Origin of the sequence: Aeromonas sp. 603607 (assembly GCF_049171595.1) — a bacterium.
Classification (GTDB): domain Bacteria; phylum Pseudomonadota; class Gammaproteobacteria; order Enterobacterales; family Aeromonadaceae; genus Aeromonas; species Aeromonas veronii.
In genome coordinates, this window is sequence record NZ_JAAKOV010000008.1 from 84212 (window position 1) to 107395 (window position 23184).

Below are 23184 nucleotides of genomic sequence, written 5' to 3' on the forward strand. Positions count from 1 at the left end.
AATAAGTAAACAGGGTTTGGATTTTAATTAGTCGTTAAAACTTATATAGTGGGGAGCACCCTACGGGGTGTCCCGCAAGGACGATCGCCGCGAGCGTGGGCGAACCCCAAAAAAAGACCAAAGAGGAATTAGTCGTGCTTGAAACATACCGTAAACACGTCGCAGAACGTGCCGCCGAGGGCGTGGTTGCCAAACCTCTGGATGCAGAGCAGGTCGCCGCCCTGGTTGAGCTGCTCAAGAACCCGCCCGCTGGCGAACAAGACTTTCTGAAAGAGCTGTTGTCCTCCCGTATTCCCCCCGGTGTTGATGAAGCGGCCTATGTCAAAGCCGGTTTCCTCACCGCCGTCGCCAAGGGCGAAGCCCACTCTCCCATCTTGACTGCCGCCGAAGCTGTCGAGCTGCTGGGCACCATGCAGGGTGGTTACAACATTCAGCCGCTGATCGACCTGCTGGATCACGCCACTCTGGCGCCGCTTGCCGCCAAGGGGCTCTCCCATACCCTGCTGATGTTTGACTCCTTCCACGACGTGGAAGAGAAGGCCAAGGCGGGCAATGTCCACGCCAAACAGGTGATGCAGTCCTGGGCTGATGCCGAGTGGTTCCTCTCCCGCCCGGAGCTGGCCGAGAAGATCACTGTCACCGTGTTCAAGGTGACCGGCGAAACCAACACCGACGACCTCTCTCCGGCACCGGACGCCTGGTCCCGCCCGGACATTCCGCTGCACGCCCTGGCGATGCTGAAAAACGCCCGTCCCGGCATTACTCCGGACAAGGATGGCGCCGTCGGCCCCATCAAGACCATCGATGCCCTGAAAGAGAAAGGCTTCCCGCTGGCCTATGTGGGTGACGTGGTCGGTACCGGCTCTTCCCGTAAATCCGCCACCAACTCGGTGCTCTGGTTTATGGGCGACGACATTCCGTTCGTGCCGAACAAGCGCGCTGGCGGTGTCTGTCTGGGTGGCAAGATTGCCCCGATCTTCTTCAACACCATGGAAGATGCCGGCGCACTGCCTATCGAAGTGGACGTCTCCAAGCTGGAAATGGGCGATGTGATCGACATCTACCCCTATGCCGGCAAGATCTGCAAACACGGCACCGAACAGGTGCTGGCGCAGTTTGAACTGAAAACCGACGTGCTGATCGACGAAGTGCGCGCCGGTGGCCGTATTCCGCTGATCATCGGTCGCGGCCTCACTGACAAGGCCCGCGAAGCGCTGGGTCTGCCGTTCTCCACCGTATTCCGTCGCCCGCAGCCGGTGGCCGATACCGGTAAAGGCTTCACCCTGGCCCAGAAGATGGTGGGCAAGGCGTGCGGCGTGAAGGGCATTCGCCCGGGCACTTACTGCGAGCCCAAGATGACCACGGTCGGCTCTCAGGACACCACGGGCCCGATGACCCGCGACGAGCTCAAAGATCTGGCCTGCCTCGGCTTCTCTGCCGACCTGACCATGCAGTCCTTCTGCCACACCGCGGCCTATCCCAAGCCCATCGACGTGCAGACTCACCACACCCTGCCGGACTTCATCATGAACCGCGGCGGTGTCTCTCTGCGTCCGGGTGACGGCGTCATCCACTCCTGGCTGAACCGCATGCTGCTGCCGGATACCGTGGGTACCGGTGGTGACTCCCACACCCGTTTCCCCATCGGTATCTCCTTCCCGGCGGGCTCCGGTCTGGTGGCCTTCGCCGCTGCTACCGGCGTGATGCCACTGGATATGCCGGAGTCCGTGCTGGTGCGCTTCAAGGGCGAGCTGCAACCGGGCATCACTCTACGTGATCTGGTTCATGCCATTCCCTATGCCGCCATCCAGAAGGGGCTGCTGACCGTCGAGAAAGCGGGCAAGAAGAACATCTTCTCCGGCCGCATCCTCGAGATCGAAGGTTTGCCGACCCTGAAGGTGGAGCAGGCGTTCGAGCTGGCGGACGCCAGCGCCGAGCGCTCCGCTGCCGGTTGCACCATCAAGCTGGATAAAGAGCCGATCATCGAGTATCTGAAGTCCAACATCGTGATGCTGAAATGGATGCTCTCCGAAGGCTACGGCGACGTGCGCACCATCACCCGTCGCATCAAGGGGATGGAAGAGTGGCTGGCCAACCCGACCCTGATGGAAGCGGACAAGGATGCCGAGTACGCCGAAATCATCGAGATCGATCTGGCCACCATCAAGGAGCCGATCCTGTGTGCGCCGAACGATCCGGACGATGCCCGTCTGCTGAGCGAGGTGGCTGGTGACAAGATCGACGAAGTGTTCATTGGTTCCTGCATGACCAACATCGGCCACTTCCGCGCCGCCGGCAAACTGCTCGAGAAGTATCAGGGCGAGCTGCCGACCCGCATGTGGATCGCACCACCCACCAAGATGGACAAGGATCAGCTGACCGAAGAGGGCTACTACGGCATCTTTGGTCGCGTCGGTGCCCGCATCGAGATCCCGGGCTGCTCCCTGTGCATGGGTAACCAGGCGCGGGTAGCGGAAGGAGCCTCCGTGGTCTCCACCTCCACCCGTAACTTCCCGAACCGTCTGGGTAAAGGTGCCAACGTCTATCTGGCCTCAGCAGAGCTGGCCGCCGTTGCTGCCATCCTCGGCAAGATCCCGACTGTGGCGGAGTACCTGCAGTACGCCAAGGCGCTGGATGCCACTGCGGCAGATACTTACCGCTACCTCAACTTCAACGAGATCGCCTCCTACACCAAGAAGGCCGATGCGGTGATCCTGCAGCAAGCCGTTTAACGGAGTTCTTGCGCGATTTGCGCGATAAGAAGCCAATAATGCCGCGTATTTACGCGGCATTATTTATTTGTGTGTTATTCACCGTCTTTTTTGAAGATTGTTTGCACGATCCTTGCTAGAGAGATCCAACCACCTGTTTGGTGGTTCGTTTTATAAACGCTTTGGGTTATGTTGTTCGGTTATGTGCGGTAATGATGAGGCATCGTTATCGAGGGAAAGTGGATATCTGTTCACTGAGTGCTTGCGTTGGCAGGCCTGACGAATTGCGGCGTGGTTCTTTATGTTTCTGTTCAGGATCGATCTCTCCCGAACCGGGTTACGCTTCGGCGGTGCCTTGCTGGTCTTTACTCTGCCGCTGCTGGTGGGAGCTTGGCTCATCCACAGCAATTATGTGCAGGAGCTGAAAGCGGAATCCAGCGCCTCGGCCCACAAGGCCAGAACCCTGATGGAGTCGATGCTGGATCATGCGGAGCAGGCCAACCGCTCCGTGCTGCCTCTGGTGAATGCTCCCTGTCGCGACAACCTGCTGGTGCTGCGCAAGAAGGTCGCCATCGAGCCTTTCCTGCGTTCGGTCAATCTGGTGCGAAACGGCATCATCAATTGCACCTCGCTGTTTGGTGAGGCCAATGATGCCGATGACGGCTCCATCTACACCGGCCGCAAGCTGCTGCTGATGAGTGGCAACCGGGTGCGGCAAAATCACCCGCTGCTGGTAGTGCGCACCGAGCAGGGAAAGGATGCCGCCTTGAGCGCCATCGATAGTACCCAGCTCAGCTTCATGCTCTCCATGAGCGGAAAATCCAGTGCGCTCTATCTGCAGGTGGGGTCGGCCTGGCTCAATGAGTCTGGCCGCTATCTGAGCGAGGCGCCCACCCTCCATCGCGGGATCAGCCAGGCCCTCACATCATCCCATTATCCTTTCACCATCCATGCCGGTTATGCCATGCCGGTCTACTGGAAGTCGCTGTGGGCCGCCCGGCATGTCGCGCTGTCGTGGCTGGCGGTTTCCTCGCTTTTGCTGGCCTGGCTGGTGTGGTGGGTGCTGGGGCGGCCCGGCTCGCCAACAGATGAGTTGCGACGTGCCCTGCGGGCCAGGGAGTTTGTTCCCTATCTGCAGCCGCTGATTGCCAGCCACGACGGCAAGATGATGGGCGCCGAGGTGCTGATGCGCTGGGAGCATGTCAATGAAGGGGTGATCCGGCCCGATCTCTTTATCCCGCAAGCGGAGGAGTCGGGACTGATCGTTCCCATGACCACCCATATCATGAAGCAGGTGGCGACACGGTTGAACCGCTCTCAGGAGCAGTTGCCCGATGGGTTTCATATCAGCTTCAACATCAGCGCAGCCCATTGCCACGATTTTGCCCTGCTGGCCGAGTGTCGCGCCTTCCTCGGCCACTTCCTCCCCGGCAAGGTGGTACTGGTGCTGGAGCTGACCGAGCGGGAGCTGCTGATGTCAGATCCCCAGACCCTCTCCCTGTTCCGCCAGCTGGACGAGATGGGGGTCAAACTCGCCATCGACGACTTTGGCACCGGCCACTCCAGCCTGGCTTACCTGCAGCAGTTCCATGTGGATTACCTCAAGATCGACAAATCCTTTATCGCCCGCATCGGTACCGAGTCGCTCTCGGAACATATCGTGGACAACGTGATCGATCTGGCGACCCGGCTCGGTCTGGCGCTGGTGGCGGAAGGGGTGGAGAGCGAGCGTCAGGCTGACTACCTCAGGGCCAAAGGGGTCGATTATCTGCAGGGATACCTGTTTGCCCGCCCCATGCCGCTGCGCCAGTTCTGCGAGGAGCTGCTGCCGGAAGAGGCTCAGACCCGCCAGCCAGATGGGGTGCGAGGCATCTCGAACGCCACCTGATTTATCGGTGACAGACGGGCGGCCAAGCTCCCCTCTGGCAGGGTAGGGAAGTGCTCTATCCCTATCCCCCCTCGAATGCAGGGGCTTGTTTTTCATGCCTTGCGGCTCGCTTTTCGGTAGAATCAGCGCTCATTTTGACGTCAGTAAAAGATGAGGCGCGGTATGACGGTTCAGTTCCAGGCATTTCACAGCATCAAGGCGATCGGTAATCGGGAGGTGCTGTTCAACTGGTCGAGAACCAATCCTCTCGGGGCGCTGGATCAGGTGTGGCGCCCGAAAAGCCGCGACGAGTTGCAAGCGCTGCTGCGGGAACACCCCGAGCGCAAGCTGCGCCTTATCGGCTCCGGCCTCTCTTTTGAACCCATCCACAGCGTCTATGCCGAAGGCAGTCAGGCGCTGCTGGTGGACTTGCACCACCTGCGCGGCCAGTTGGCGAAAACCGCCGATACAGTGACCTATCAGGCGGGGACGCCCCTTGATACCGTTTATGCCGAGCTGATCGCCATGGAGCGGATGTTGCCCGCATCCCCGGGCGTTATCGGTATCCAGACCCTGGGCGGCGCCCTCAGCACCGGCACCCACGGCCAGGGGCTGCACCAGTCCGCCCTCTGCGATGCGGTGGAGGCGATGACGGTGATGCTGGCCAATAGCGACATCATCCGGGTGGATCGCAGTGACCCGCGCTTCGGCGCCTTCGTGATGGGGATGGGGATGCTCGGCATCCTGCTCGACGTTACCCTGCGTACCGTGCCGAACCGCATTATGCGCTGCACCAAGTTCACCACCGATTACCCCTTCCTCTTGGAGCACAACGAGCGGCTCAACCGCGAGCACGGCTTTGTGAAGAGCTGGTGGTTTGCCTGGACCGGCGAGAGCCACATCTGGCTGGTGGACCCTGCCTCTGATGAGGAGGTGGCCCGCTATCGTGCCGGTGGCAGCGAGCCGCTGCTGCTGGATGGCGATATCGACGCCCGCATGAATGCCACCATAGATGCCACCTTGCAGAAGATGGCCAAAGACACCAAGGATGAGGCGCTGGCTGGCGAGCACTTCGAGACGGTGCGCCGCTTCAAGGATGCCTCCGATCTGGTGGGCAACGTCTACCAAATTCTCTGCAAGGGGATCCCGGCCCCCCAGATCAACTGCGAGGTGGCGGTACCGCTGCATCGGATGAACGAGGCGCTGGAGACCCTGCAGGACTGGCAGCAGGCCAACCCTGGCGTGCTGCACTACCCCTTTATCCTGCGCTGCACCGGCCCCTCCGAGGCCTGGCTCAGCGCCGCTTACGGCCAGCCGGTCTGCTGGATCGGTTTTCTGGTCTATCTGGCGGCGGACGGCACCTTCGTCAACGGCTCCATGGAGCAGATGCGCGAGCTGCAGCAACTGCTGGTGCCGCTCGGCGGCATTCCCCATTTCGGCAAGCATCTGGCGATGGATCTCTACGACTTCCCGGCCCTGTTGCCGCGTTGGAACGACTTCGTGGCGTTGAAAGCCGAGCTCGACCCCCACGGCCGCTTTGAAAACCGCTGGCTCAGCGACCTGTTTGCTAACCGGTAAGGATCTGACATGACCGATATGCAAGATACCCGTATCCCTGTGACCCTGCTGACCGGCTTTCTCGGCAGCGGCAAGACAACGCTGCTCAACCACTGGGTCAAGCAGCCGGAGCTTGGCGAGTGCGCCGTGCTGATCAACGAGTTCGGCTCGGTGGGGCTGGATCACCATCTGGTGCAGCAGGTGGATGAGCAGGTGATGTTGCTCGACTCCGGCTGCATCTGCTGCTCGGTACAGGGTTCGTTGGTGGAGGCGTTGCAGGGGCTCTTTATGAAGGCCATCCAGCGCAAGATCAAACCGTTCAAGCGGCTGATTATCGAGACCACTGGTCTGGCAGATCCGGCCCCCGTGCTCTTTACCCTGCGCGAAGAGGGCTTTATCGCCCAGCGCTACCGCTTCGATGGCACTGTCACCGTGGTAGATGCCGGTCATATCGAGCAGCAGCTGGCAGCCCAGTATGAGGCGGTGAAGCAGGTGGCGCTGGCGGATCTGCTGGTGGTGAGCAAGGGGGATCTGGTGGACGGCGAGCAGCTGGCGCGGGTCGAAGCCCAGCTGGCGGCACTCAACCCGGCGGCCCCGATCCAGCAGGTGACCAATGGCGAGCTGTCGCCAGCGGTGCTGGAGAAGTTGGGCGCCTACAACGAAGCGGCCGGGCGCGATGTGCGCCAGCTGCTGGCCTGGCTGCGCACCGAATCCCCCAAGCAGGGGCTGGCGTCACCCATGCAGCCGAAGATGCAACCGTTCGCCGCCAAGGTGGGCACGGCTGCGCCCACCCACTTCGAGCACGGCAACATCGAGAGTTTCTCCCTGCGTATCGGTGAGCCGCTCAAGCCCTCTCGCCTGCTGGCCGCCATCGATGCGGTGCAGGCCCAATACGGCGATGCCCTGCTGCGGCTCAAGGGGATCTTGCAGCTGGAAGGGGAGAGCCAGCCGGTGGTGATCCACGGCGTCCACGGCCAGCTCTATCCGCTGCAGGCGCTGGGCGACTGGCCGGAGGGCAAGGCCCAGTCCCGACTGGTGTTTATCGTCAAGAGTCAGGACAAGGCCGGTATCGAGCAGCTCTTTATGGCGACCCTCAAGGCCCCCGAGCCCACTCTGGAAGAGCGGCTCAAAGCCATGCTGGGTCAGCCCGACAACTGATCTTGTGCGTTGCAGCTCTCCTGTACCGGGTCAGGACGGCGGCGGTTGAACAACACAAACGCCACTGGCACAAAGTAGAACGAGAGCAGGGTCGCCAGCGCTGTGCCACCGGCGATGGCGATGGCAAAGGGTGGCCAGAAGCCGCCGCCCCCCAGCAATAGCGGGATGAAGCCGCCCACCGTGGTGATGGTGGTCGAGACGATGTGGCGGCTGCAACCTGCGACCAGATCGCGGATCTGCGGCAGATTGCCCTGTTGTGCCAGCGGGTCTGCCCTCAGCTCAGCCAGAATGACGATGGCGGCGTTGATGGCCAGCCCCATGAGTCCCAGCAGGGCGATGATCACCGTAAACCCGAAGGGGTACCCCAGCAGCCATACCCAAAGCAGGCCGAGCCCAGCCGACTGGATCGCCACCAGGGTGACGATGCCTGCCAGCCGGAACGAGTTGAAGCTGAGCACCAGCACGGCCACCAGCAGCACGGCGACCAGGCTGATATGGGCCATCAGATTGCCCACCGATTCATCCCGCTTGGCGGCTTCTCCGCCAAACTCCAGTCGATAGCCCGGCGGCAACGCCAGCGCCTTGGCGGCCAGCCTCTCTTTTACCTGCTCCAGCACGGTTTGCGGCAGTACGCCGATAGCCAGATAGGCCTCCAGCACATTGACCCGCTCACCATCCCGACGGCTGATCTCCCCCCAGCTTGGCAGCAGCTCGGGAGTGGCCAGCGCCCGCAAGGTGAGATTGGCAGCCCCTTGCTGGCCGGTGCCGGTGAGCGATAGCGGCACATTGAGCAGCGCATCCGGATCCTGACGCAAGGGCTCGGCCAGTCGCACCCGAACCGGGATTGACTCGGTGCCTTCCAGCACAGTGCCGCCCAACCTGCCATCCAGTGCGCCCGCCAGCCGGGAGGCAACATCGGTCAGGCTCATGCCTGCCAGTCGGGCGGCCTCCTCATCGACCTGCAACCAGAGTTTGGGGGCCCCTGCCTGCAAGGTGGCGCGGGTCTGCACCACGGCCGGGGTATTGGCGAGCAGACTGCGCAGCTCCTCTCCCAGACGGTGCAGCTGTTCGAGGTCGGGGCCAAACAGCCGCAGTTCGACCGGGGCATTGAAAGGCGGCCCCTGTTCCAGCTTGCGCACCAGGATCTGCGCTTCGGGAAATGTTGCATCGAGCCGCAGCTGCAGTTGTGGAATGAGCCGCTCGGCAGCATCGGCATCCTGCAGGGTGATCATCCCCTGGGCGTAATCGGCCCGCCCCTGTTTTCTGGGCACCAGGTTGTAGTAGAAGCTGGGGGCGTTGTCGCCCACCACCCAGTCCTGACGAACCAGCTCGGGGAGGCTGGCCAGCTCGACGGAGATCCCCAGTGCCAGCTCGCGGGTGCGCGCCAGGCTCGCCTGTGGGGATAGGCTGGCCTCGATGTGGATCATGTCCCGGTCGGCAGGGGGAAAGAACTGTTCGGTGAGGCGGCCCGCCACCCAGAAACCGAGCAGGGGCAGCAGACTGACCAGCAGCAGGGTCCGCCAGGGGTGAGCCAGCGCCATGGCGATGCTCTGCTGGAAACGGGCGCTCACCCGGGGCAGGTGCAAGCCATCCTGATACCAGCATCCTCCTTGGTCACTGCCAATCCAGCGGGCTGCGAGGCCAGCCACCAGGGTGTGGGCGATGAGGTAGGATCCCAGCAGTGAGCAGATCACCGCCCAGGCGATACCGCCGACAAACTCGCCTGCGGGGCCCGGCATCAGAATGATCGGCATAAAGGCGAGCATGGTGGTGAGGGTGGAGCCCAGCAGTGGCAGCCAGAGGTGGCCGATGGCTTCCAGTGCGGCGGCACTCATGGCCATGCCGTGGCGGCGCTGATACTGCACCCGATCCGCCATGACGATGGCGTTGTCCACCATGATCCCGAGCGCCACCACCAGACCGGTGACCGACATCTGGTGAATGGGCAGATTGATCAGGTTCATGCAGGCGAAAGAGAACGCCACGGTAAGCGGCAGCGACAGGGCCACGATAATGGCGGCCTTGACTCCCAAGGTCACCAGCAGCACGGCCACTATGATGAGGAAGCCCTGCACAATGTTGATGAGCAGGGTGTCGAGCCGCTGATCGGTATAACGCTGCTGATCGAAGCTGGTGACGAGACCTATATTATCCGGCAAGTCCTGTTCCAGCTGGGCCAGCATGGTATCGACCCGTGCCGACCAGAGGTCGATGCGGTGATCCTGTGCCATGCGCAGACCGACCACCACGGCCCGCTCACCATTGGCAAAGGCCAGCTGGCTCTCCGGCTGGTGCAGGGTACGTCTTACCTCGGCCAGATCGCCAAGGCGCAGGGTCTGGCCCTGCTCGCCAGTACGCAGCGGGATCTGGCGGATCCGCTCCAGGGTATCGAGGGCACCGCGGATCTCTACCTGAAAGCGATTGTGGCTGCCCTGCAACTCCCCGGCGGCCACTTTGGCATCGGCACCGCTCAGCGCCTGGGCAAGCTGTTCGCCACTCATGCCGCTGGCACTGAGGGCGAGGGGATCGAACCGTACCTCGATCTCCTCCTGCGGTGCCCCGACCCGCTCGACGTATTCGGTGCCCGGCAGCTGGCGAGCCCGGCGTTCCAGCTCGGCGCTGTAGCGGGCGAGGCGATCCAGCTGCGGCTGGCCCGGCCCGCGCCAGACCACATTGACCAGCCGGGTGAAGGGGTAGCCCTTCTCGTCATCCAGCTTGGGGGCACTGGCGCCGGCTGGCAGTCCGGCGGCAAGATCTGCCAGCCGGTCACGGACTCTGGACCAGACGGGCTCGACATCGCTGACCTCATCCTTGAGCTCCAGATTGATGATGGAGAGGCCGGGGCGAGAGCTCGACTCGATCAGCTTGATCTCGCTCTGGGCCCGCAGCCGGTTCTCGATGGGCTCGCTCACCAGCGCCTCCACCCGCTCGGCGCTGGCCCCGGGGAAGTGGGTAACCACGCTGGCAAAGCGGCTGGTGAGCTGGGGATCTTCGGTTCTGGGCAGGGTCTGCAATGCCGCAAGGGCGGCCGTCAGCAGCAGCGCGACCGTCAACAGCAGCAGGCGGCCATTCTCGATAAACGGGCGGATCATGACTGTGGCTCCGGATGCGCCGCTTGATGATCCACGCTGGTTGTCAGGGTGACCTGCTGGCCCGGTACCAGTTTATGCAGGCCATCGGTCACCAGCTGTTCCTGCCCATTCAGGGCACCACTGATCCAGGCCCGCTCACCATCTTGCTGCAGCAGAGTTACGTCCCGACTGACCACCCGGGGTGGCGTTTCGTCGTTGAGCAGATAGAGGGTCCAGCTGCCGCGCAATCCCTGGGTCAGCGCGGTGAGCGGTACCTCGTAGGCACGGGTAGGCTCGCGGGTCTGATGCAACAGGGTGATCAGTTGCCCCTCTGCCAGTTGTTCGCCACCCCGGGTCAGCTGGAAGCGGGCGGTGCGGGTGTGGGTCTGCCCGTCCACTTGTACCCCCAGATTAAGCAGGCGCCCCTCCAGTGATTGCGCATCGCTTTGCAGGGGGTAGTGTTGGCCGACGATCAGGGACTCGGCCTGTTTCACCGGCACGCCGATATCGGCCTCCCACTGGCCGCTGCGGGTCAGGGAGAAGAGAGGCTGACCTGCGGCCACCACGGCCCCCAATGCCTGCTCGCGGCTGACTACGATTCCGTTGAAGGGGGCGCGCAGCTGTGATTTCTCCTGTTTGACCCGGTTGGCTTCGAGGGCGGCGGCCAGCTGGTTGGCGCTTGCCTCCAGCATGCGGACTTTGCCTTGCTGTTCATCCAGCGCCTGACGGGAGCTGAACTGCTGCTGGCGCAGGGCGGTGAGCCGGTCGAGCGTCTGCCGGGCAAGGGTCAGCTCGGCCTCGTTCTGGGCAGCCCGGGCGGCCAGCTCTTTGGCTTCCACTGCCAGCAGCCGGGTGTCCAGTGTGGCGAGCTGTTCGCCAGCCGCGACCGGCTCTCCGCGTCCCTTGTGCAGGGTGGCGATCCGCCCTGCCAGCTCGAAGCCTACCTGGCTGTGCTCGGGGGCGATCACCCTGCCATTGAAGCGGTGCAGCACCGGGTAGTGATCGCTGGCTTGCAGCGGCTGGGCGATCACCCGGGTCAGGGCGGGTGTTTCTTCTGACTCTGTGACCGGGCTGCAGCCACTCAGTAACAGCGCCAGCAGGATTAAGCAAAGTGTCATGACATCATCCTCTGGTTGACATAACATCAAATCACACCGGTGAGTCTAGTTTTTCGAAACTAGACTGTCCAGTTTGATTGTGGAGGAAAAATGAACATTTCACCCCGTAGTCAGCAGAAGCGGGCTGCGATCCTCGATGCTGCCGGGCGGCTCTTCTGTCAGCACGGTCTGCATCTGGTCAGCATGGACATGGTGGCCAGTGAAGCGGGCGTCTCCAAGCAGACGGTCTACAGCCATTTTGCCAACAAGGAGTCGCTGTTTGCCGAAGCGGTGGGCAGCAAGTGCGTCAGCAGCGAGCTGATGCCGGAGGTGTTGCTGCGTGGCAACAATGTGCGGGAGAGCCTGATTGCCTTTGGTCGCAGCTTTCGCAAGTTGATCCTGAGCGATGATGCCATCAATATCTTTCGCACCTGCATCAGCTGCAACGATGCCCAGCTGGCCACCCTTTTTTTCGAAGCGGGCCCGCTCTATGTGACCGAGATGCTGTCCAACTGGCTGGAGCAGCAGAAGCAGCAAGGCCTGCTTTGCCATCAAGACAGTGAACAGGCCGCCATGCAGCTGTTGCTGATGTGGCAGGGCAAGGAGCGAATGCTCCGTGAGCTGGGTCTGCCGTTGACCCAGAGCGCTGCCGAGCAGGATGCCTGGACCCTGAGTTGTGTCGATCTCTTCCTGACCGCCGCCGCTCCCCCGCAAAAATAATGGAGGTGGCAATGAGCCACACAGTGACAGATGCCCAGCGCAAGTGGCTGCCCCTGCTGGCGGCGGTCGGTTTCTTTATGCAGGCGCTGGATGGCACCATTCTCAACACCGCCCTGCCCAGCATGGCCGAGACCTTGGGAGAGAGCCCGCTGCAGATGCAGTCGGTGATCATTGCCTACATGTTGACGGTGGCGTTGCTGATCCCGGCTTCCGGCTGGCTGGCTGACAGGTTCGGCACCCGCCGCATCTATCTGGCTGCCATCTCGCTCTTTACCCTCGGCTCGCTCGCCTGCGCCGCCTCCAATTCGCTCTCCATGCTGGTGGCCGCCCGTGTGCTTCAGGGGATTGGCGGTGCGCTGCTGATGCCGGTGGGACGGTTGGCGGTGCTGCGGGTCTATGACAAGCACGAGCTGCTGCGGGTGATGTCGTTTGTCACCATCCCGGGGCTGCTCGGCCCGTTGATGGGGCCGGCGCTCGGTGGCTGGCTGGTGGAAGTGGCGAGCTGGCACTGGGTGTTTCTCATCAACCTGCCGGTGGGGCTGCTCGGCTTTATCGCCAGCTGGCACTTTATGCCGGAGCTGCGGCAGCAGACCGCCCGGTTCGACTGGCAGGGCTTTGTGATGTTCAGCGTCGGCATGGTGCTGGTGTCGGTCGGCTTGCAGGGGCTGGGGGAGCACAGCATCTCCACCGGTTGGGCGCTGTTTGCACTGATCTTCGGCTTGGCGGCGATGGCGAGCTACTGGCTCTATGCCGCCAATGCACCGCAGCCGCTCTTTAGCCTGAACCTGTTCAAGACCGCCACCTTTGCCATCGGCATCTGGGGCAACCTGTTTGCCCGCCTCGGCAGCGGCGCCATGCCCTTCCTCACTCCGCTGTTTCTGCAACTGGGGCTCGGTTTCTCGCCGAGCAAGGCGGGGATGACCATGATCCCTACAGTTATTGGCGCCATGCTGACCAAGACGCTGGTGAACAAGCTTATTCCGAAGGTGGGCTATCGCCGCATTCTGATCGGCAACACCCTGTTGCTGGGGGCGATGATCGCCAGCTTCTACTTTATCGACAACCAGCTCCCTTACGGGGTCTTGCTGGGCTGGCTGGCGATCTTCGGCGCCATCAACTCGCTGCAGTTCTCCGCCATGAACACTCTCACGCTGCAAGATCTCAGCCCGACCCTGGCCAGCAGTGGCAACGGTCTGCTCTCGGTGGTGATGCAGCTCTCCATGAGTTTGGGTGTGGCGATTGCCGCCAGCCTGCTCGGGCTCTTCTCGGCGGGTACCTCAGCGGCCAACGGCCAGTGGCTGGCCGGGTTCCATCTTACCTACCTCTGTGTCGGCCTGCTCTCCATGCTGGCGGCGCTGATCTTCGCCCAGCTGGCGCGCGATGGGGCTACGCCATCGGGGCGGGCAGATAGCTGACTTGGCAGGGGAGCTGCGCCAGCACTTCGGCCAGATGCTCGGTCGCCAGCAGAAAGGTCTGCTCCGGGTGGCCCGGAGTCCAGGTGAAGGCGGTGTGGTTGAGCAGTTGCGGATCCACCAGTAGCGGAATATCGGCACGGGGCAGGAAGGGGCAAACCGCCCCCGGCAGGCAGCCGATCTCCGCCTGCATCTCTTCGGCGGTGCAGATGGAGGGCTTGGCACCGAGTGCGGCCTTGACCGCCTTGTTGTCGAGCCGTCCGTCCCTGTGGGTCAGCAGCAGGGCGAAGCGGCCATCCTTGAACTTGAGAAACAGGGTCTTGCTGAACTCCGCCTGCCAGCCGAGGCGGGCCTTGACCTTTTCATCGGTGGCGTAGTCGAGGATGGGTTCATGCTCATAGCGCTGGTGGGGCAGTTCTGCCAGCAGTTGGCAGTTGAAATGGTGAATGGTATCGAGTGGCATGGGGTTCTCCTGTAGTGGGCGCTATCCTGCCAGCCTCGCAGGGTCAGGCCCAATGACACTTTCTTATCCGTGATAAGCAACCCTGTCTGTGCAAACAACAAGGGCGCCGTGAGGCGCCCTTGCGGATCAGTGATGCTGCAATTCGCACGCTTCCCAGTGAAAGGGAATGGGGCACAGCTGCTGGGAGGTCTTGTCATAGGCTTGCCACAGCTCGCCCATGGTGCGGCCATCGACGGGGTGGCGCAGTTTGGGGGCCAGCTCGGCCAGTGGCCAGAGCACGAAGGCGTTGGTGAGCACTTCACCACGCGGCAGCACCAGCGGGGTGTCGCAGACCAGATCGCCATAGAGCAGCAGATCGAGATCCAGGGTGCGCGGGGCGAACTTCTTGGCATCCGGCTCGCGGCCGTGGGCGAACTCCATGGCCCGCAGTCGCTGGCAGACGGTGGTCAGCGGCAGATCGGTCTCGGCAGCCGCCACCAGGTTGTAGAAGGGGCGGCCGTTGAAGCCGACCGCCTCGCTCTCGAATACCCGGGAGACCCGCAGCTCGCCAAACTCGGCGTGCAGGGCATCGAGCCCGGCGCGAATATGGCGCTCTCGCTCGATGTTGGAGCCGAGGCTGATATAGATGGTGGTCATCAGTTGCTGCTCGCAGTTGGTGTGCGATGGCGCAGGATCTCGACGCCGACCCCGGCGGCATTGGGCACGGCGCCCGGCTTGGTGAGGGTCACCTTGACCCACTGTACCCGCTCGTCGGCGAGCACCAGCATGGCAACCTGCTCGGCCATGGTCTCGACCAGCTCAACGACTTTGCCGGTGACATGCTCGCAAATCTTGTTGGAGAGGTCGGCATAATCCAGTGCCAGATTGATGTCGTCGGTTGCTGCCGCGGGGCGGTTATCGAACCCCATCTCGAGGTCAAAACGGAGCTTTTGGCGAATGCCCTTCTCCCACTCATATACACCTATGGTGGTCAAAACTTCGAGTCCGCGAATAAACACCTTGTCCATGACTGTACTTCTTCTTTACTCTTGATGGGCTGTGATGACAGCGCAGGGATGCTGGCCGGGCAACAGGCTTGCCGAGGCGCTCTGGGTGGGCATGGGCCCATGCCAGCGTATGTGGCCCGCATCATACCCCATTCATATCGTGGTAAAAACGACCAAGATGACGGCCCTGACGATTTTGATGATTATTCTGGCCTACCTGGGTGGTTCACTATCCAGTGCTGTGCTGGTCTCCCGCTGCACCGGTCTGCCCGACCCGCGGGATCATGGCTCCCACAATCCGGGGGCAACCAATGTGCTGCGCCTCGGTGGCCGGATGGCGGCGTTGGTGGTGCTGCTGCTCGATGTGCTCAAGGGCACTGTGCCCGTCTATCTCGCCTGGTATCTGCAGATCAAACCCGTTTACCTCGGTTTTATCGGGGTCGCCGCCTGCCTCGGCCATATGTACCCCATCTTCTTTCATTTTCGTGGTGGCAAGGGGGTGGCCACGGCACTGGGGACCATGATGCCCATCGGCTTTACCATGGGGGGCGCCGTGATTGGCACCTGGCTGCTGGTGCTGCTGGTGAGCGGCTACTCCTCGCTGGCCTCCATCATTACCGTGCTGCTGACGCCGCTCTTTACCTACCTGCTCAAACCCGAATATACCCTCCCTGTCTCGCTGCTCTCCTGCCTCATCCTGATCCGCCATCACGAGAACATCTCCCGCCTGCTCAAGGGGGAGGAACCCAGAGTCTGGGGGCGAAAAGGCACGGCCTGTGCCGAAGAAGTGGCAGAAATGGACGATGTTGCGCAAAAAAGAGACGAACGAGACAAAAAGTGAAATTTCCCGTTGACCATCCGCCTTAAAATCCGTTTAATAGCGCCCACGCCCAGATAGCTCAGTCGGTAGAGCAGGGGATTGAAAATCCCCGTGTCGGCGGTTCGATTCCGTCTCTGGGCACCAATTTTGGTGCCATGAAATAAAAAATTTGTTCATGCACAATGGTTTAAAGTGTGCCGGCTTAGCTCAGTAGGTAGAGCAACTGACTTGTAATCAGTAGGTCACCAGTTCGATTCCGGTAGCCGGCACCATTTGCCCAGATAGCTCAGTCGGTAGAGCAGGGGATTGAAAATCCCCGTGTCGGCGGTTCGATTCCGTCTCTGGGCACCAATTACAATTCCTCCTTAGTTCAGTCGGTAGAACGGCGGACTGTTAATCCGTATGTCACTGGTTCAAGTCCAGTAGGAGGAGCCAATTCAAAAAGCCCTTGTCGCAAGACAAGGGCTTTTTTCTATTTGGCGCAGCCATTTTTTAACCATAAAAACAACCACACACGCACAGATGAACCGCAGGATAGATATGGAAAATCATGTAGTTATAGAGTCAAAGGGGCGACTTGCCGCCATTAGGAACTGGATGGAACCCGTGCTGGTGCTGCTTATTCTAGGCAGCCTGTTCGGTTACCTCGGCAGCCAGATGGGCCTCTCGGCCATGGTCAACACCCTGTTCAATACCGCCCACCAGCTGCTGCTCAATACTGTGCTCTTTATCATGGGGATCACAGTGCTCTCTGGTGCCCTGAGCCAGCTCTTGAGCGAGTTCGGGGTGATCCGCCTGCTGGAAGTGCTGCTGGCGCCCCTGATGAAACCAGTGTTTCGTCTGCCCGGTCGCACCGCATTGGCGGCGCTGATGACCTTCTTCTCCGACAACCCGGCGGTGATCAGCCTCGCCAAGGACAGCCGCTTTCGCAAGGGCTTCACCCCCTGGCAGCTAGTGTCGCTGACCAACTTCGGCACCGCCTTTGGCATGGGGCTGATCGTGGTCACCTTTATGGCCACCTTGCAGCTGCCGAGCGGTGAATCCACCGCCAGCGCGGCGCTGATCGGGCTGCTGGGCGCACTGGTGGGCTCGGTGGTCTCTACCCGATTGATGCAACGGATGATCCGCCCACTGGTGGGGGAATTGCTGAACGATGACGCTGTATCGTCCGACGGCCGCAAGGTAGGGGTGACCAAAGAGGCGGCTCCCGGCTGGCTGCGGATCCTCAACTCTCTGCTCGATGGCGGCAAATCCGGTGTGGAGCTGGGGATGGCGGTGATCCCCGGGGTGCTGATCATCAGTACCTTCGTGATGCTGCTGACCTTTGGCCCGGGGGAGAAAGGCTATACCGGCGAAGCGTTTCAGGGGGTTGCCCTGCTGCCGGTGCTGGCCGCCAAGGTGAGCTGGCTGTTTGACCTGCTGTTTGGCTTCCAGCAGCCGGAGCTGGTCGCTTTCCCCGCCACCTCGCTCGGTGCGGTCGGTGCCGCCATGTCGCTGGTGCCCCCCTTTATCGCCAAAGGGTGGATCACCGGTAACGAGGTCGCGGTGTTTACCGCCATGGGGATGTGCTGGAGTGGCTTCCTGAGCACCCACACCGCCATGCTGGATGCTCTCGGTTATCGCCACCTCACCTCCCGCGCCATCGTCGCCCACACCATCGGCGGCCTGTGCGCCGGGGTAGCCGCTCACCAGCTTTATATGCTGCTGGGCTGAGCAGGGTGAAAAGAGAGAGGGGCGCTGTGGCGCCCCTCTCTGTATCTATCGGTGACGAGTTGGCTCGTCCTTCGGTTTACTCAACATAGCCGAGCAGGCTCTGTGCGATCACCGCTTCCGGCATCATCTCCCGCAGCCCGGCGATCAGTTTTTCTCCCGCCTCATGCAGCGCAGCCAGCGGCATCTCGGTCAGGCTCTCCAGAATGAACCACATCTGGCCCGAATCGACACTGAGTCGGGTACGCACACCCTGCCGCCAGTTCCAGCGCCGACAGGTGACCCCCTTGTCATCCCGCCAGACCACCTCGCCGGGTTCCGGAGATTCGTGTGCGGGTTCGCCCCCCTTCATGGTATCGAACTGCTCGCTGCCATCGGCTACCACCAGTCGCGGTAGTCCCTCATAGGTGAGCAGGTTTTCGCCCCCCACCGGAATGGCGTAGCGGATACTGATGGCGTTGTAGAGATCGACTACGGGATCGATGGCGGGCAGGTTGCCATCGCGGGCGACCCGCTTTCTCAGAGCCTCGGCGGAACAGGGAGTCCGCTGCGGCTTGGCGCCAAATTTTCTGAACAGCTCGCCCCAGGCGGCGAGATGCGCCTCTGCCCACGGCACATCGGCGGTCAGCATGGCGGTGCAGGCTTCATCAAGGGCGCGCGCCCCCACGTTCGGGTCGACCACGGCGGCGGCCTGCACCGTGATGCTCAAAGCGCGAAAGCCGGGAGCCAGCTGGTTGACTTCGGGGGAGATATAGGGGGTGATCAGGGACATAGCGACTCCATAAACGAAAGAGGCTGGGAGAAGGCGGCTGCCAGCCAGCATAGCGGCAACGGCAAATCCGGTTTGAGAGCCATCATGCGCGAACATGTTAGATAAGAAAATTTACATTATCTTAATTCCCATAAGTTTAATGAATGAAAAATGACGTGATCAAGGGGATGGCGGGCATGTAGCGGTATATAGCGAAGAGGAGCCCTGCCGTCTCCGGTTTGCTGCGGTAATGCCCCTTTGCCGCCTGGAACTGCAGCGGCAGCCGCTGGCCGCCCGGCTCTCTTGTGATGACCTCAGTTGCAATGCCCAAGCACGAGGCGGTCACTCAAATTGCTAGGTTGTTCAATGAGTTGGCTATGGTTGGCGTTTTTTCATCGTTCTGGCCCCGCTTATGCATTCCTCTTGGCAACACCATCAAGGGTCGTTGTCGCGGAGAGATATCATGATCAGCAACCAGCTTCCCCTTGCCTCTATCGCCCTCAAGCTGGGCAGTCAGCTGCTCGGCAGCAGTGCCAAACCTGAGTCTGTGCAGCAAACAGTGCAGGAAGATCGCCTCGCCCCTACCGTCCAGAGCTTGTTCCAGCGGCTGGGAATCAAGGATGCCAATAGCGAGCAGAACCGCGCTGCCATCAACCACTTTATGGGGGAGCTGATGCAGACTCTGGGGCAGGAGAATGGCGGCCAATCCCTCCCTGCCGCCATCGATAGCGCCCGTAGCCAGTTGGCTAATGGTACCCAGAGCACCCGCCTCGATGCGCTGCAAAGCGAGCTCGATACCCTCAAGGATTCCCTCGGTGCCAGCAATCTCAACCTCGACCAGCTGCTCGGCGCCTTTAAACAGACCCTGCCCAATGGCAAGGGGGAGGGGGTGGGCAAACTGCTCAATGCCAGCGCCTGAACGGCGGTGAGCAATAAAAAACGGCAACCCAGGGTTGCCATTTTTTCAGATGACATCAGATGTGTATGGCAAATAAAATTATTCATTTTGCAGAGCTGGGGTGTTGATAAAATTAGTCTAGGTCGTGGGTCGGCTTTCCCTTCTTCCACTCATCCCACCATTTAAAGAGGGGGCGTTCATAGCGTTCAGATAAAACGTAGCTGGGTCGGCCATCATATACCGCTGGCCCCTTAACAATATAATGTGATTGTTCGAGAATTGTCGTTATTTCCTTCTCGTTCATTCCCATGCTGTCGAGTTTTTGCTCACTTATCCCTCTTCGTTTTAATGACTCTCTAATTCCCTTGGCCGTGCGCACATCATATTTCGGTCTGGCAAGTTCGGTATAGATTAGGCGCTGAGCTTCTGTCATTTTTTCTGCATCCCACCAACCAGTCAACTGGTCACGACGAACTAGCTCTGATAGCAGGGTAAAACGCATGTAATCTTTCACGTCATCTTTTTTCCACCACCAGAAAATGCCCGCCGCCATGGCGGTAGAACGGTTCTGACTCCTTAGCAACTCTGTCTTAATCGACGTTAATCTTGCCATCGCCAGATCAATGCACTTTTCTACATCTTTGATTTCTACCCTTGGCCATGCGGGAATTTCTATCTCCTTTTCTAAGGCCCCCACTAGTGGAATTAATGGTAGTTTATCCATCGTATTCTGGGTTAGCGTTATCTTGCTATAACCAGTATTGACAATTGCATAGTGGGCGGGGAGTGATAAATGTTGGCGCAAAAACTGTTGGCAGTTGCGTCGTCCTAGTTGATAGTCATGGTGGCGAAAATTTTGTGATAGAAAACCACCAAAACCACCCAACAAGCCACAGGCAATTGCATAGTCGTGCGCCTTGCCATTAACGTCTCTAATCGGAGCAATAAGATGACGACTGTAGATACTGTCATCCATAGCTGCAAAAGCCTCTTCCATCTTGCAGCGAGCCTGTGCCTTCATCATGGGAAACAACTTGGAGATCACGTTCGTCAGGAGACGATCCTTGGGTGACCAATCGGACCAAATATCTGGTTCAGGAAAGGGATCTATCATGATAACCGCACGATCGACGATTTCTCCGTTTTTTATCCGTGCCTCAAGGGGAGTGTTAATATCTTCGTTACGGGTATTGGGTTTGCCGGGTGTGCGCATTAGGCACCAGCGAGCCAGTTGAAATGGTTCATTGTCCAGTACTCCGCCATCCACACCGGTATATTTGAAATCGGGAATAATGCCATCAGGAATTGCTGGTTTTATCTGTTTATATTGTTCCTTCGCTTCTTCCCAACTATTACAAGGGTGACTTAACATTGGCCACGCTCTCGTTTTTACGCTGGTAGAGTCTTGATAGTTGTAATCGACAGCGGCTAAACCAATCGGAAAGGCGCCAGATAGAATTGCTGCATTAATATAACCAGGCCAATGCCCAGAAAAACTGGCTGCATCAGATATTTTTAATGGAAAAGCATATTCACAATCTGCCCAGCCTTGCTGTATCGGATGATTACCTGTATCTTTCAGAGCAAAATGCGTTCTGTCAGCATGCAGCATCATATTGTATCCATCATTTGTTTCATCTTTGTTATGTTTATTTTCTAAGTTATACTGCACGGTATTGAAAAGAATTTTGTAAGGAATGCCACGTAAATTGCTATGAGTGAAAAATAAATGTAGTTCATCGGCCAGATATGGTTTGGCTGGTGTAATGGTGTGAGCGTTCTTAAGTGCCTCATTGGCAATAAGTTGCAAACTGCTGCTATCAAGTAAGGAGTAAACTTTGCCATCCCCTTTAAGGTCATTTTGTGCAAGTAAGCCTTGTCCTTTGAGTGGATCAAAACGGAGCTGTTCTACCCAAGGGCGATAGAGGTTTTTTAGGGTATAATCTTTCTCCTGCACAAATCCAGCAGATAATGCTGGGATGGTAAGTGCCGCTGTGACGGCACCTGCGGAAGAGCCTGTCATCACTGAAATAACTACTTGATGATTCGGAACAGTTTTTTCCCCGTTTTCAAGGTCTATTCGTTTCTGTTTTTCCCACTCTTCCAATGCGGACAGTAGAAAATCCATCACTCCTGCCGAATAGGCACCTGCGGAGATGGCACCAGCCATAGTAAGACCGATATAAAAAGTGGGAGGTACTGTATCTTCACCTATCTTGAGGCAGTTATCCTTTATAACTGCCATAGCTGTGCTCCTGAACAGACAGAGTTAAGAGACACGCCTCAGATATACAAAACTACATATAATGTAATCGGGGGACCGCGGTGCCGATGATGAGATATGAAGCCTAGATAGTGTGAAATCGTTTCACAACATGGAAAATGTGCGCTGAGCGACAGAACTGATAGATGCTAAAAAGTAACGGCAACCTCGGGTTGCCGTTTTGCTTTCAACTTTGGATCACAAGCCGGTTGGCTTAACCCACCCGCTTGGCCAGCCATGTTTCGGCGGCAGTCAGGGCTGCTTCTACCTGCTCCCGGGCAACGCCGCCTTTGGCGACCCGCTTGGCGAGGGTCGCTTCCAGCTCCAGATTGGGGTAGACGTCGAACTCGATCACCGGGCTGAAACGCTGGAATTCACCGATGGAGAGCTCCTCCAGCGGGCGGCCCACGCTGATGGCAAAGACCACGGTTTCACCGACGATATGGTGCGCTTCTCGGAACGGAATCCCTTTGGCCACCAGATAGTCCGCCAGCTCGGTGGCGTTGGCGTAGCCGCCCTGCGCTGCCGCCATGGTGCGCTCACCATTCACTTTCAGGTCGATCAGCACCAGCGCCGCCATATCGAGGCAGTCGTGCCAGGTATCGAGGGCATCAAACAGCCCCTCTTTGTCTTCCTGCATGTCCTTGTTGTAGGCCAGCGGCAGCGCCTTGAGGCTCATCAGCATGCCCATCTGGGCGCCCACCACCCGGCCGGTCTTGCCGCGGATCAGCTCCAGCGCATCGGGGTTTTTCTTCTGCGGCATCAGGGAGGAGCCGGAAGTGACCGCATCTGAGAGCTCGACAAAGCCCGCCTCACCGGTGTTGTAGAAGATGAGATCTTCGGCAAAGCGCGACAGGTGGGTCATGGAGAGGGACGCCACGTGCATCAGCTCCACCACGTGATCCCGGTCGGAGACCGAATCCAGGCTGTTGCGGGTGGCGCTGGCAAAGCCCATGTCGAGCGCCAGCGCTTCGCGGTCGATGGCGTAGGCGGTGCCCGCCAGCGCGCCGCAGCCGAGCGGGCTGGTGTCGAGGCGCTTGAGGGCATCCTGCAGCCGGGAGTAATCCCGCTCCAGCATCTCCACATAGGCCAGCGCCCAGTGGGCGTAGGTGACCGGCTGGGCCCGCTGCAGGTGGGTGTAACCGGGCAGCACCGCAGCCTGATTGGCACGGGCGGAGGCGACCAGCCCCTGTTGCAGGGCGGTGATGGAACCGAGCAGCAGCTCGCCCTGCGCCTTGCACCAGAGTTTCAGGTCGGTGGCGACCTGATCGTTGCGCGAGCGGCCAGTGTGCAGTTTCTTGCCCAAATCGCCGACGGCGGCAATCAGCTGGCTCTCGACCCAGGAGTGGATATCTTCGGCGTCCGAGCTGAGGATCTGCTGGGGATCCTGCTGCACCGCGGCGAGCAGCACTTCCATCGCCTGCTGCAACTTGGCCTGCTCATCGGCGGTCAATACGCCCACCTTGACCAGCGCTTTGGCCCAGGCCATGGAGCCCTGAATATCCTGCTCCGCCAGCCGGTAATCGAACCGCAGCGAATCGTTGAACTGCTTGAACCGGCTATCGGCTCCCTGACTGAAGCGTCCACCCCAAAGTGCCATACTGCTCTCCTTGAATGCGTTGTCGACGGCGCCCTGGCCGCCGAGCTTGAAATCGTGCCCTGTTTTTCTGCGAGCCTGTTATCTCACAGAAGCGGCCGGG

17 protein-coding genes and 4 tRNA genes are annotated in these 23184 nt (G+C 60.0%); 13 read left to right on the top strand and 8 right to left on the bottom strand.

What is annotated here, in order from left to right; all coding sequences use genetic code 11:
- The first annotated feature begins 134 nt into the window (after window positions 1-134).
- From acnB to G5315_RS09645, 4 genes are all read left to right on the top strand, one after another.
- Window positions 135-2732: a bifunctional aconitate hydratase 2/2-methylisocitrate dehydratase gene (gene acnB, locus G5315_RS09630; RefSeq protein WP_421332952.1), complete on the top strand. Its 2598-nt coding sequence runs from the start codon at window positions 135-137 to the stop codon at window positions 2730-2732.
- Window positions 2733-3012: 280 nt separating this feature from the next.
- Entirely contained in the window at window positions 3013-4599 is a 1587-nt protein-coding gene (locus G5315_RS09635; RefSeq protein WP_263718051.1) for an EAL domain-containing protein, read from the top strand.
- Between the two features lie 162 nt (window positions 4600-4761).
- On the top strand, window positions 4762-6156 hold the full coding sequence (locus G5315_RS09640; protein WP_201947215.1) for a D-arabinono-1,4-lactone oxidase: 1395 nt from the start codon (window positions 4762-4764) through the stop codon (window positions 6154-6156).
- Between the two features lie 9 nt (window positions 6157-6165).
- Complete coding sequence (locus G5315_RS09645; RefSeq protein WP_005355076.1) at window positions 6166-7293, top strand: CobW family GTP-binding protein; 1128 nt, start codon at window positions 6166-6168, stop codon at window positions 7291-7293.
- Here G5315_RS09645 and G5315_RS09650 read toward each other — a convergent pair.
- Together G5315_RS09650 and G5315_RS09655 are read right to left on the bottom strand one after the other, a co-directional pair.
- Window positions 7278-10385 carry an efflux RND transporter permease subunit gene (locus tag G5315_RS09650; protein ID WP_421332953.1) on the bottom strand — a complete coding sequence of 1036 codons (3108 nt, stop codon included), beginning with the start codon at window positions 10383-10385 and terminating at the stop codon, window positions 7278-7280. The genes G5315_RS09645 and G5315_RS09650 overlap by 16 nt on opposite strands.
- Window positions 10382-11482 (bottom strand): efflux RND transporter periplasmic adaptor subunit, encoded by a 1101-nt coding sequence (locus G5315_RS09655; protein WP_421263435.1) that lies wholly within the window; start codon window positions 11480-11482, stop codon window positions 10382-10384. The genes G5315_RS09650 and G5315_RS09655 overlap by 4 nt, the downstream gene beginning before the upstream one ends.
- Before the next feature lie 90 nt (window positions 11483-11572).
- On the opposite strand from G5315_RS09655, the gene G5315_RS09660 reads away from it, so the two are divergent.
- Together G5315_RS09660 and mdtD are read left to right on the top strand one after the other, a co-directional pair.
- Window positions 11573-12181, top strand: coding sequence for a TetR/AcrR family transcriptional regulator (locus G5315_RS09660; RefSeq protein WP_158113360.1), 609 nt, complete (start codon window positions 11573-11575; stop codon window positions 12179-12181).
- A gap of 11 nt (window positions 12182-12192) precedes the next feature.
- Window positions 12193-13596 (top strand): multidrug transporter subunit MdtD, encoded by a 1404-nt coding sequence (gene mdtD / locus G5315_RS09665; RefSeq protein WP_158113361.1) that lies wholly within the window; start codon window positions 12193-12195, stop codon window positions 13594-13596.
- Here mdtD and G5315_RS09670 read toward each other — a convergent pair.
- From G5315_RS09670 to folB, 3 genes are all read right to left on the bottom strand, one after another.
- Window positions 13568-14056 (bottom strand): YbaK/EbsC family protein, encoded by a 489-nt coding sequence (locus G5315_RS09670; protein WP_158113362.1) that lies wholly within the window; start codon window positions 14054-14056, stop codon window positions 13568-13570. The two genes, mdtD and G5315_RS09670, sit on opposite strands and share 29 nt — an antisense overlap.
- A gap of 126 nt (window positions 14057-14182) precedes the next feature.
- Complete coding sequence (gene folK / locus G5315_RS09675) at window positions 14183-14692, bottom strand: 2-amino-4-hydroxy-6-hydroxymethyldihydropteridine diphosphokinase (RefSeq protein WP_219264532.1); 510 nt, start codon at window positions 14690-14692, stop codon at window positions 14183-14185.
- Complete coding sequence (gene folB / locus G5315_RS09680; RefSeq protein ID WP_042053564.1) at window positions 14692-15063, bottom strand: dihydroneopterin aldolase; 372 nt, start codon at window positions 15061-15063, stop codon at window positions 14692-14694. Before folB ends, folK begins: the two co-directional genes overlap by 1 nt.
- Window positions 15064-15220: 157 nt before the next feature.
- On the opposite strand from folB, the gene plsY reads away from it, so the two are divergent.
- From plsY to G5315_RS09710, 6 genes are all read left to right on the top strand, one after another.
- Window positions 15221-15883, top strand: coding sequence for a glycerol-3-phosphate 1-O-acyltransferase PlsY (gene plsY, locus G5315_RS09685; RefSeq protein WP_064337611.1), 663 nt, complete (start codon window positions 15221-15223; stop codon window positions 15881-15883).
- Window positions 15884-15930: 47 nt separating this feature from the next.
- Window positions 15931-16006, top strand: a tRNA-Phe gene (locus G5315_RS09690).
- A gap of 52 nt (window positions 16007-16058) precedes the next feature.
- A tRNA-Thr gene (locus G5315_RS09695) sits at window positions 16059-16134 on the top strand.
- 3 nt (window positions 16135-16137) lie between these two features.
- Window positions 16138-16213 (top strand) — tRNA-Phe (locus G5315_RS09700).
- 8 nt (window positions 16214-16221) lie between these two features.
- A tRNA-Asn gene (locus G5315_RS09705) sits at window positions 16222-16297 on the top strand.
- A 105-nt stretch (window positions 16298-16402) separates the two neighbouring features.
- On the top strand, window positions 16403-17575 hold the full coding sequence (locus G5315_RS09710) for a nucleoside recognition domain-containing protein (RefSeq protein ID WP_421263436.1): 1173 nt from the start codon (window positions 16403-16405) through the stop codon (window positions 17573-17575).
- Window positions 17576-17651: 76 nt separating this feature from the next.
- Here the strand turns inward: G5315_RS09710 and G5315_RS09715 are convergent, their stop codons facing one another.
- Window positions 17652-18344, bottom strand: coding sequence for a B3/4 domain-containing protein (locus G5315_RS09715; protein ID WP_158113363.1), 693 nt, complete (start codon window positions 18342-18344; stop codon window positions 17652-17654).
- 442 nt (window positions 18345-18786) lie between these two features.
- On the opposite strand from G5315_RS09715, the gene G5315_RS09720 reads away from it, so the two are divergent.
- The gene (locus G5315_RS09720; protein ID WP_204477804.1) at window positions 18787-19242 is read left to right on the top strand and encodes a hypothetical protein; all 456 of its coding nucleotides are present in this window, start codon (window positions 18787-18789) and stop codon (window positions 19240-19242) included.
- Window positions 19243-19354: 112 nt separating this feature from the next.
- Here the strand turns inward: G5315_RS09720 and G5315_RS09725 are convergent, their stop codons facing one another.
- Window positions 19355-21466: a hypothetical protein gene (locus G5315_RS09725; RefSeq protein WP_421332954.1), complete on the bottom strand. Its 2112-nt coding sequence runs from the start codon at window positions 21464-21466 to the stop codon at window positions 19355-19357.
- Between the two features lie 232 nt (window positions 21467-21698).
- Window positions 21699-23084 (bottom strand): argininosuccinate lyase, encoded by a 1386-nt coding sequence (gene argH / locus G5315_RS09730; protein ID WP_421332955.1) that lies wholly within the window; start codon window positions 23082-23084, stop codon window positions 21699-21701.
- Window positions 23085-23184 lie beyond the last annotated feature (100 nt).

What these genes read in the sequence shown, in the direction of transcription:
- G5315_RS09640 (WP_201947215.1), top strand. Translation starts at nt 4,762, where the DNA reads ATGACGGTTCAGTTCCAGGCATTTCACAGCATCAAGGCGATCGGTAAT.
- G5315_RS09635 (WP_263718051.1), top strand. Translation starts at nt 3,013, where the DNA reads ATGTTTCTGTTCAGGATCGATCTCTCCCGAACCGGGTTACGCTTCGGC.
- G5315_RS09710 (WP_421263436.1), top strand. Translation starts at nt 16,403, where the DNA reads ATGGAAAATCATGTAGTTATAGAGTCAAAGGGGCGACTTGCCGCCATT.
- mdtD (WP_158113361.1), top strand. Translation starts at nt 12,193, where the DNA reads ATGAGCCACACAGTGACAGATGCCCAGCGCAAGTGGCTGCCCCTGCTG.
- G5315_RS09655 (WP_421263435.1), bottom strand. Translation starts at nt 11,482, where the DNA reads ATGACACTTTGCTTAATCCTGCTGGCGCTGTTACTGAGTGGCTGCAGC.
- argH (WP_421332955.1), bottom strand. Translation starts at nt 23,084, where the DNA reads ATGGCACTTTGGGGTGGACGCTTCAGTCAGGGAGCCGATAGCCGGTTC.
- G5315_RS09660 (WP_158113360.1), top strand. Translation starts at nt 11,573, where the DNA reads ATGAACATTTCACCCCGTAGTCAGCAGAAGCGGGCTGCGATCCTCGAT.
- G5315_RS09720 (WP_204477804.1), top strand. Translation starts at nt 18,787, where the DNA reads ATGATCAGCAACCAGCTTCCCCTTGCCTCTATCGCCCTCAAGCTGGGC.
- folK (WP_219264532.1), bottom strand. Translation starts at nt 14,692, where the DNA reads ATGACCACCATCTATATCAGCCTCGGCTCCAACATCGAGCGAGAGCGC.
- plsY (WP_064337611.1), top strand. Translation starts at nt 15,221, where the DNA reads ATGACGGCCCTGACGATTTTGATGATTATTCTGGCCTACCTGGGTGGT.
- G5315_RS09650 (WP_421332953.1), bottom strand. Translation starts at nt 10,385, where the DNA reads ATGATCCGCCCGTTTATCGAGAATGGCCGCCTGCTGCTGTTGACGGTC.
- G5315_RS09645 (WP_005355076.1), top strand. Translation starts at nt 6,166, where the DNA reads ATGACCGATATGCAAGATACCCGTATCCCTGTGACCCTGCTGACCGGC.
- folB (WP_042053564.1), bottom strand. Translation starts at nt 15,063, where the DNA reads ATGGACAAGGTGTTTATTCGCGGACTCGAAGTTTTGACCACCATAGGT.
- G5315_RS09725 (WP_421332954.1), bottom strand. Translation starts at nt 21,466, where the DNA reads ATGGCAGTTATAAAGGATAACTGCCTCAAGATAGGTGAAGATACAGTA.
- G5315_RS09715 (WP_158113363.1), bottom strand. Translation starts at nt 18,344, where the DNA reads ATGTCCCTGATCACCCCCTATATCTCCCCCGAAGTCAACCAGCTGGCT.
- G5315_RS09670 (WP_158113362.1), bottom strand. Translation starts at nt 14,056, where the DNA reads ATGCCACTCGATACCATTCACCATTTCAACTGCCAACTGCTGGCAGAA.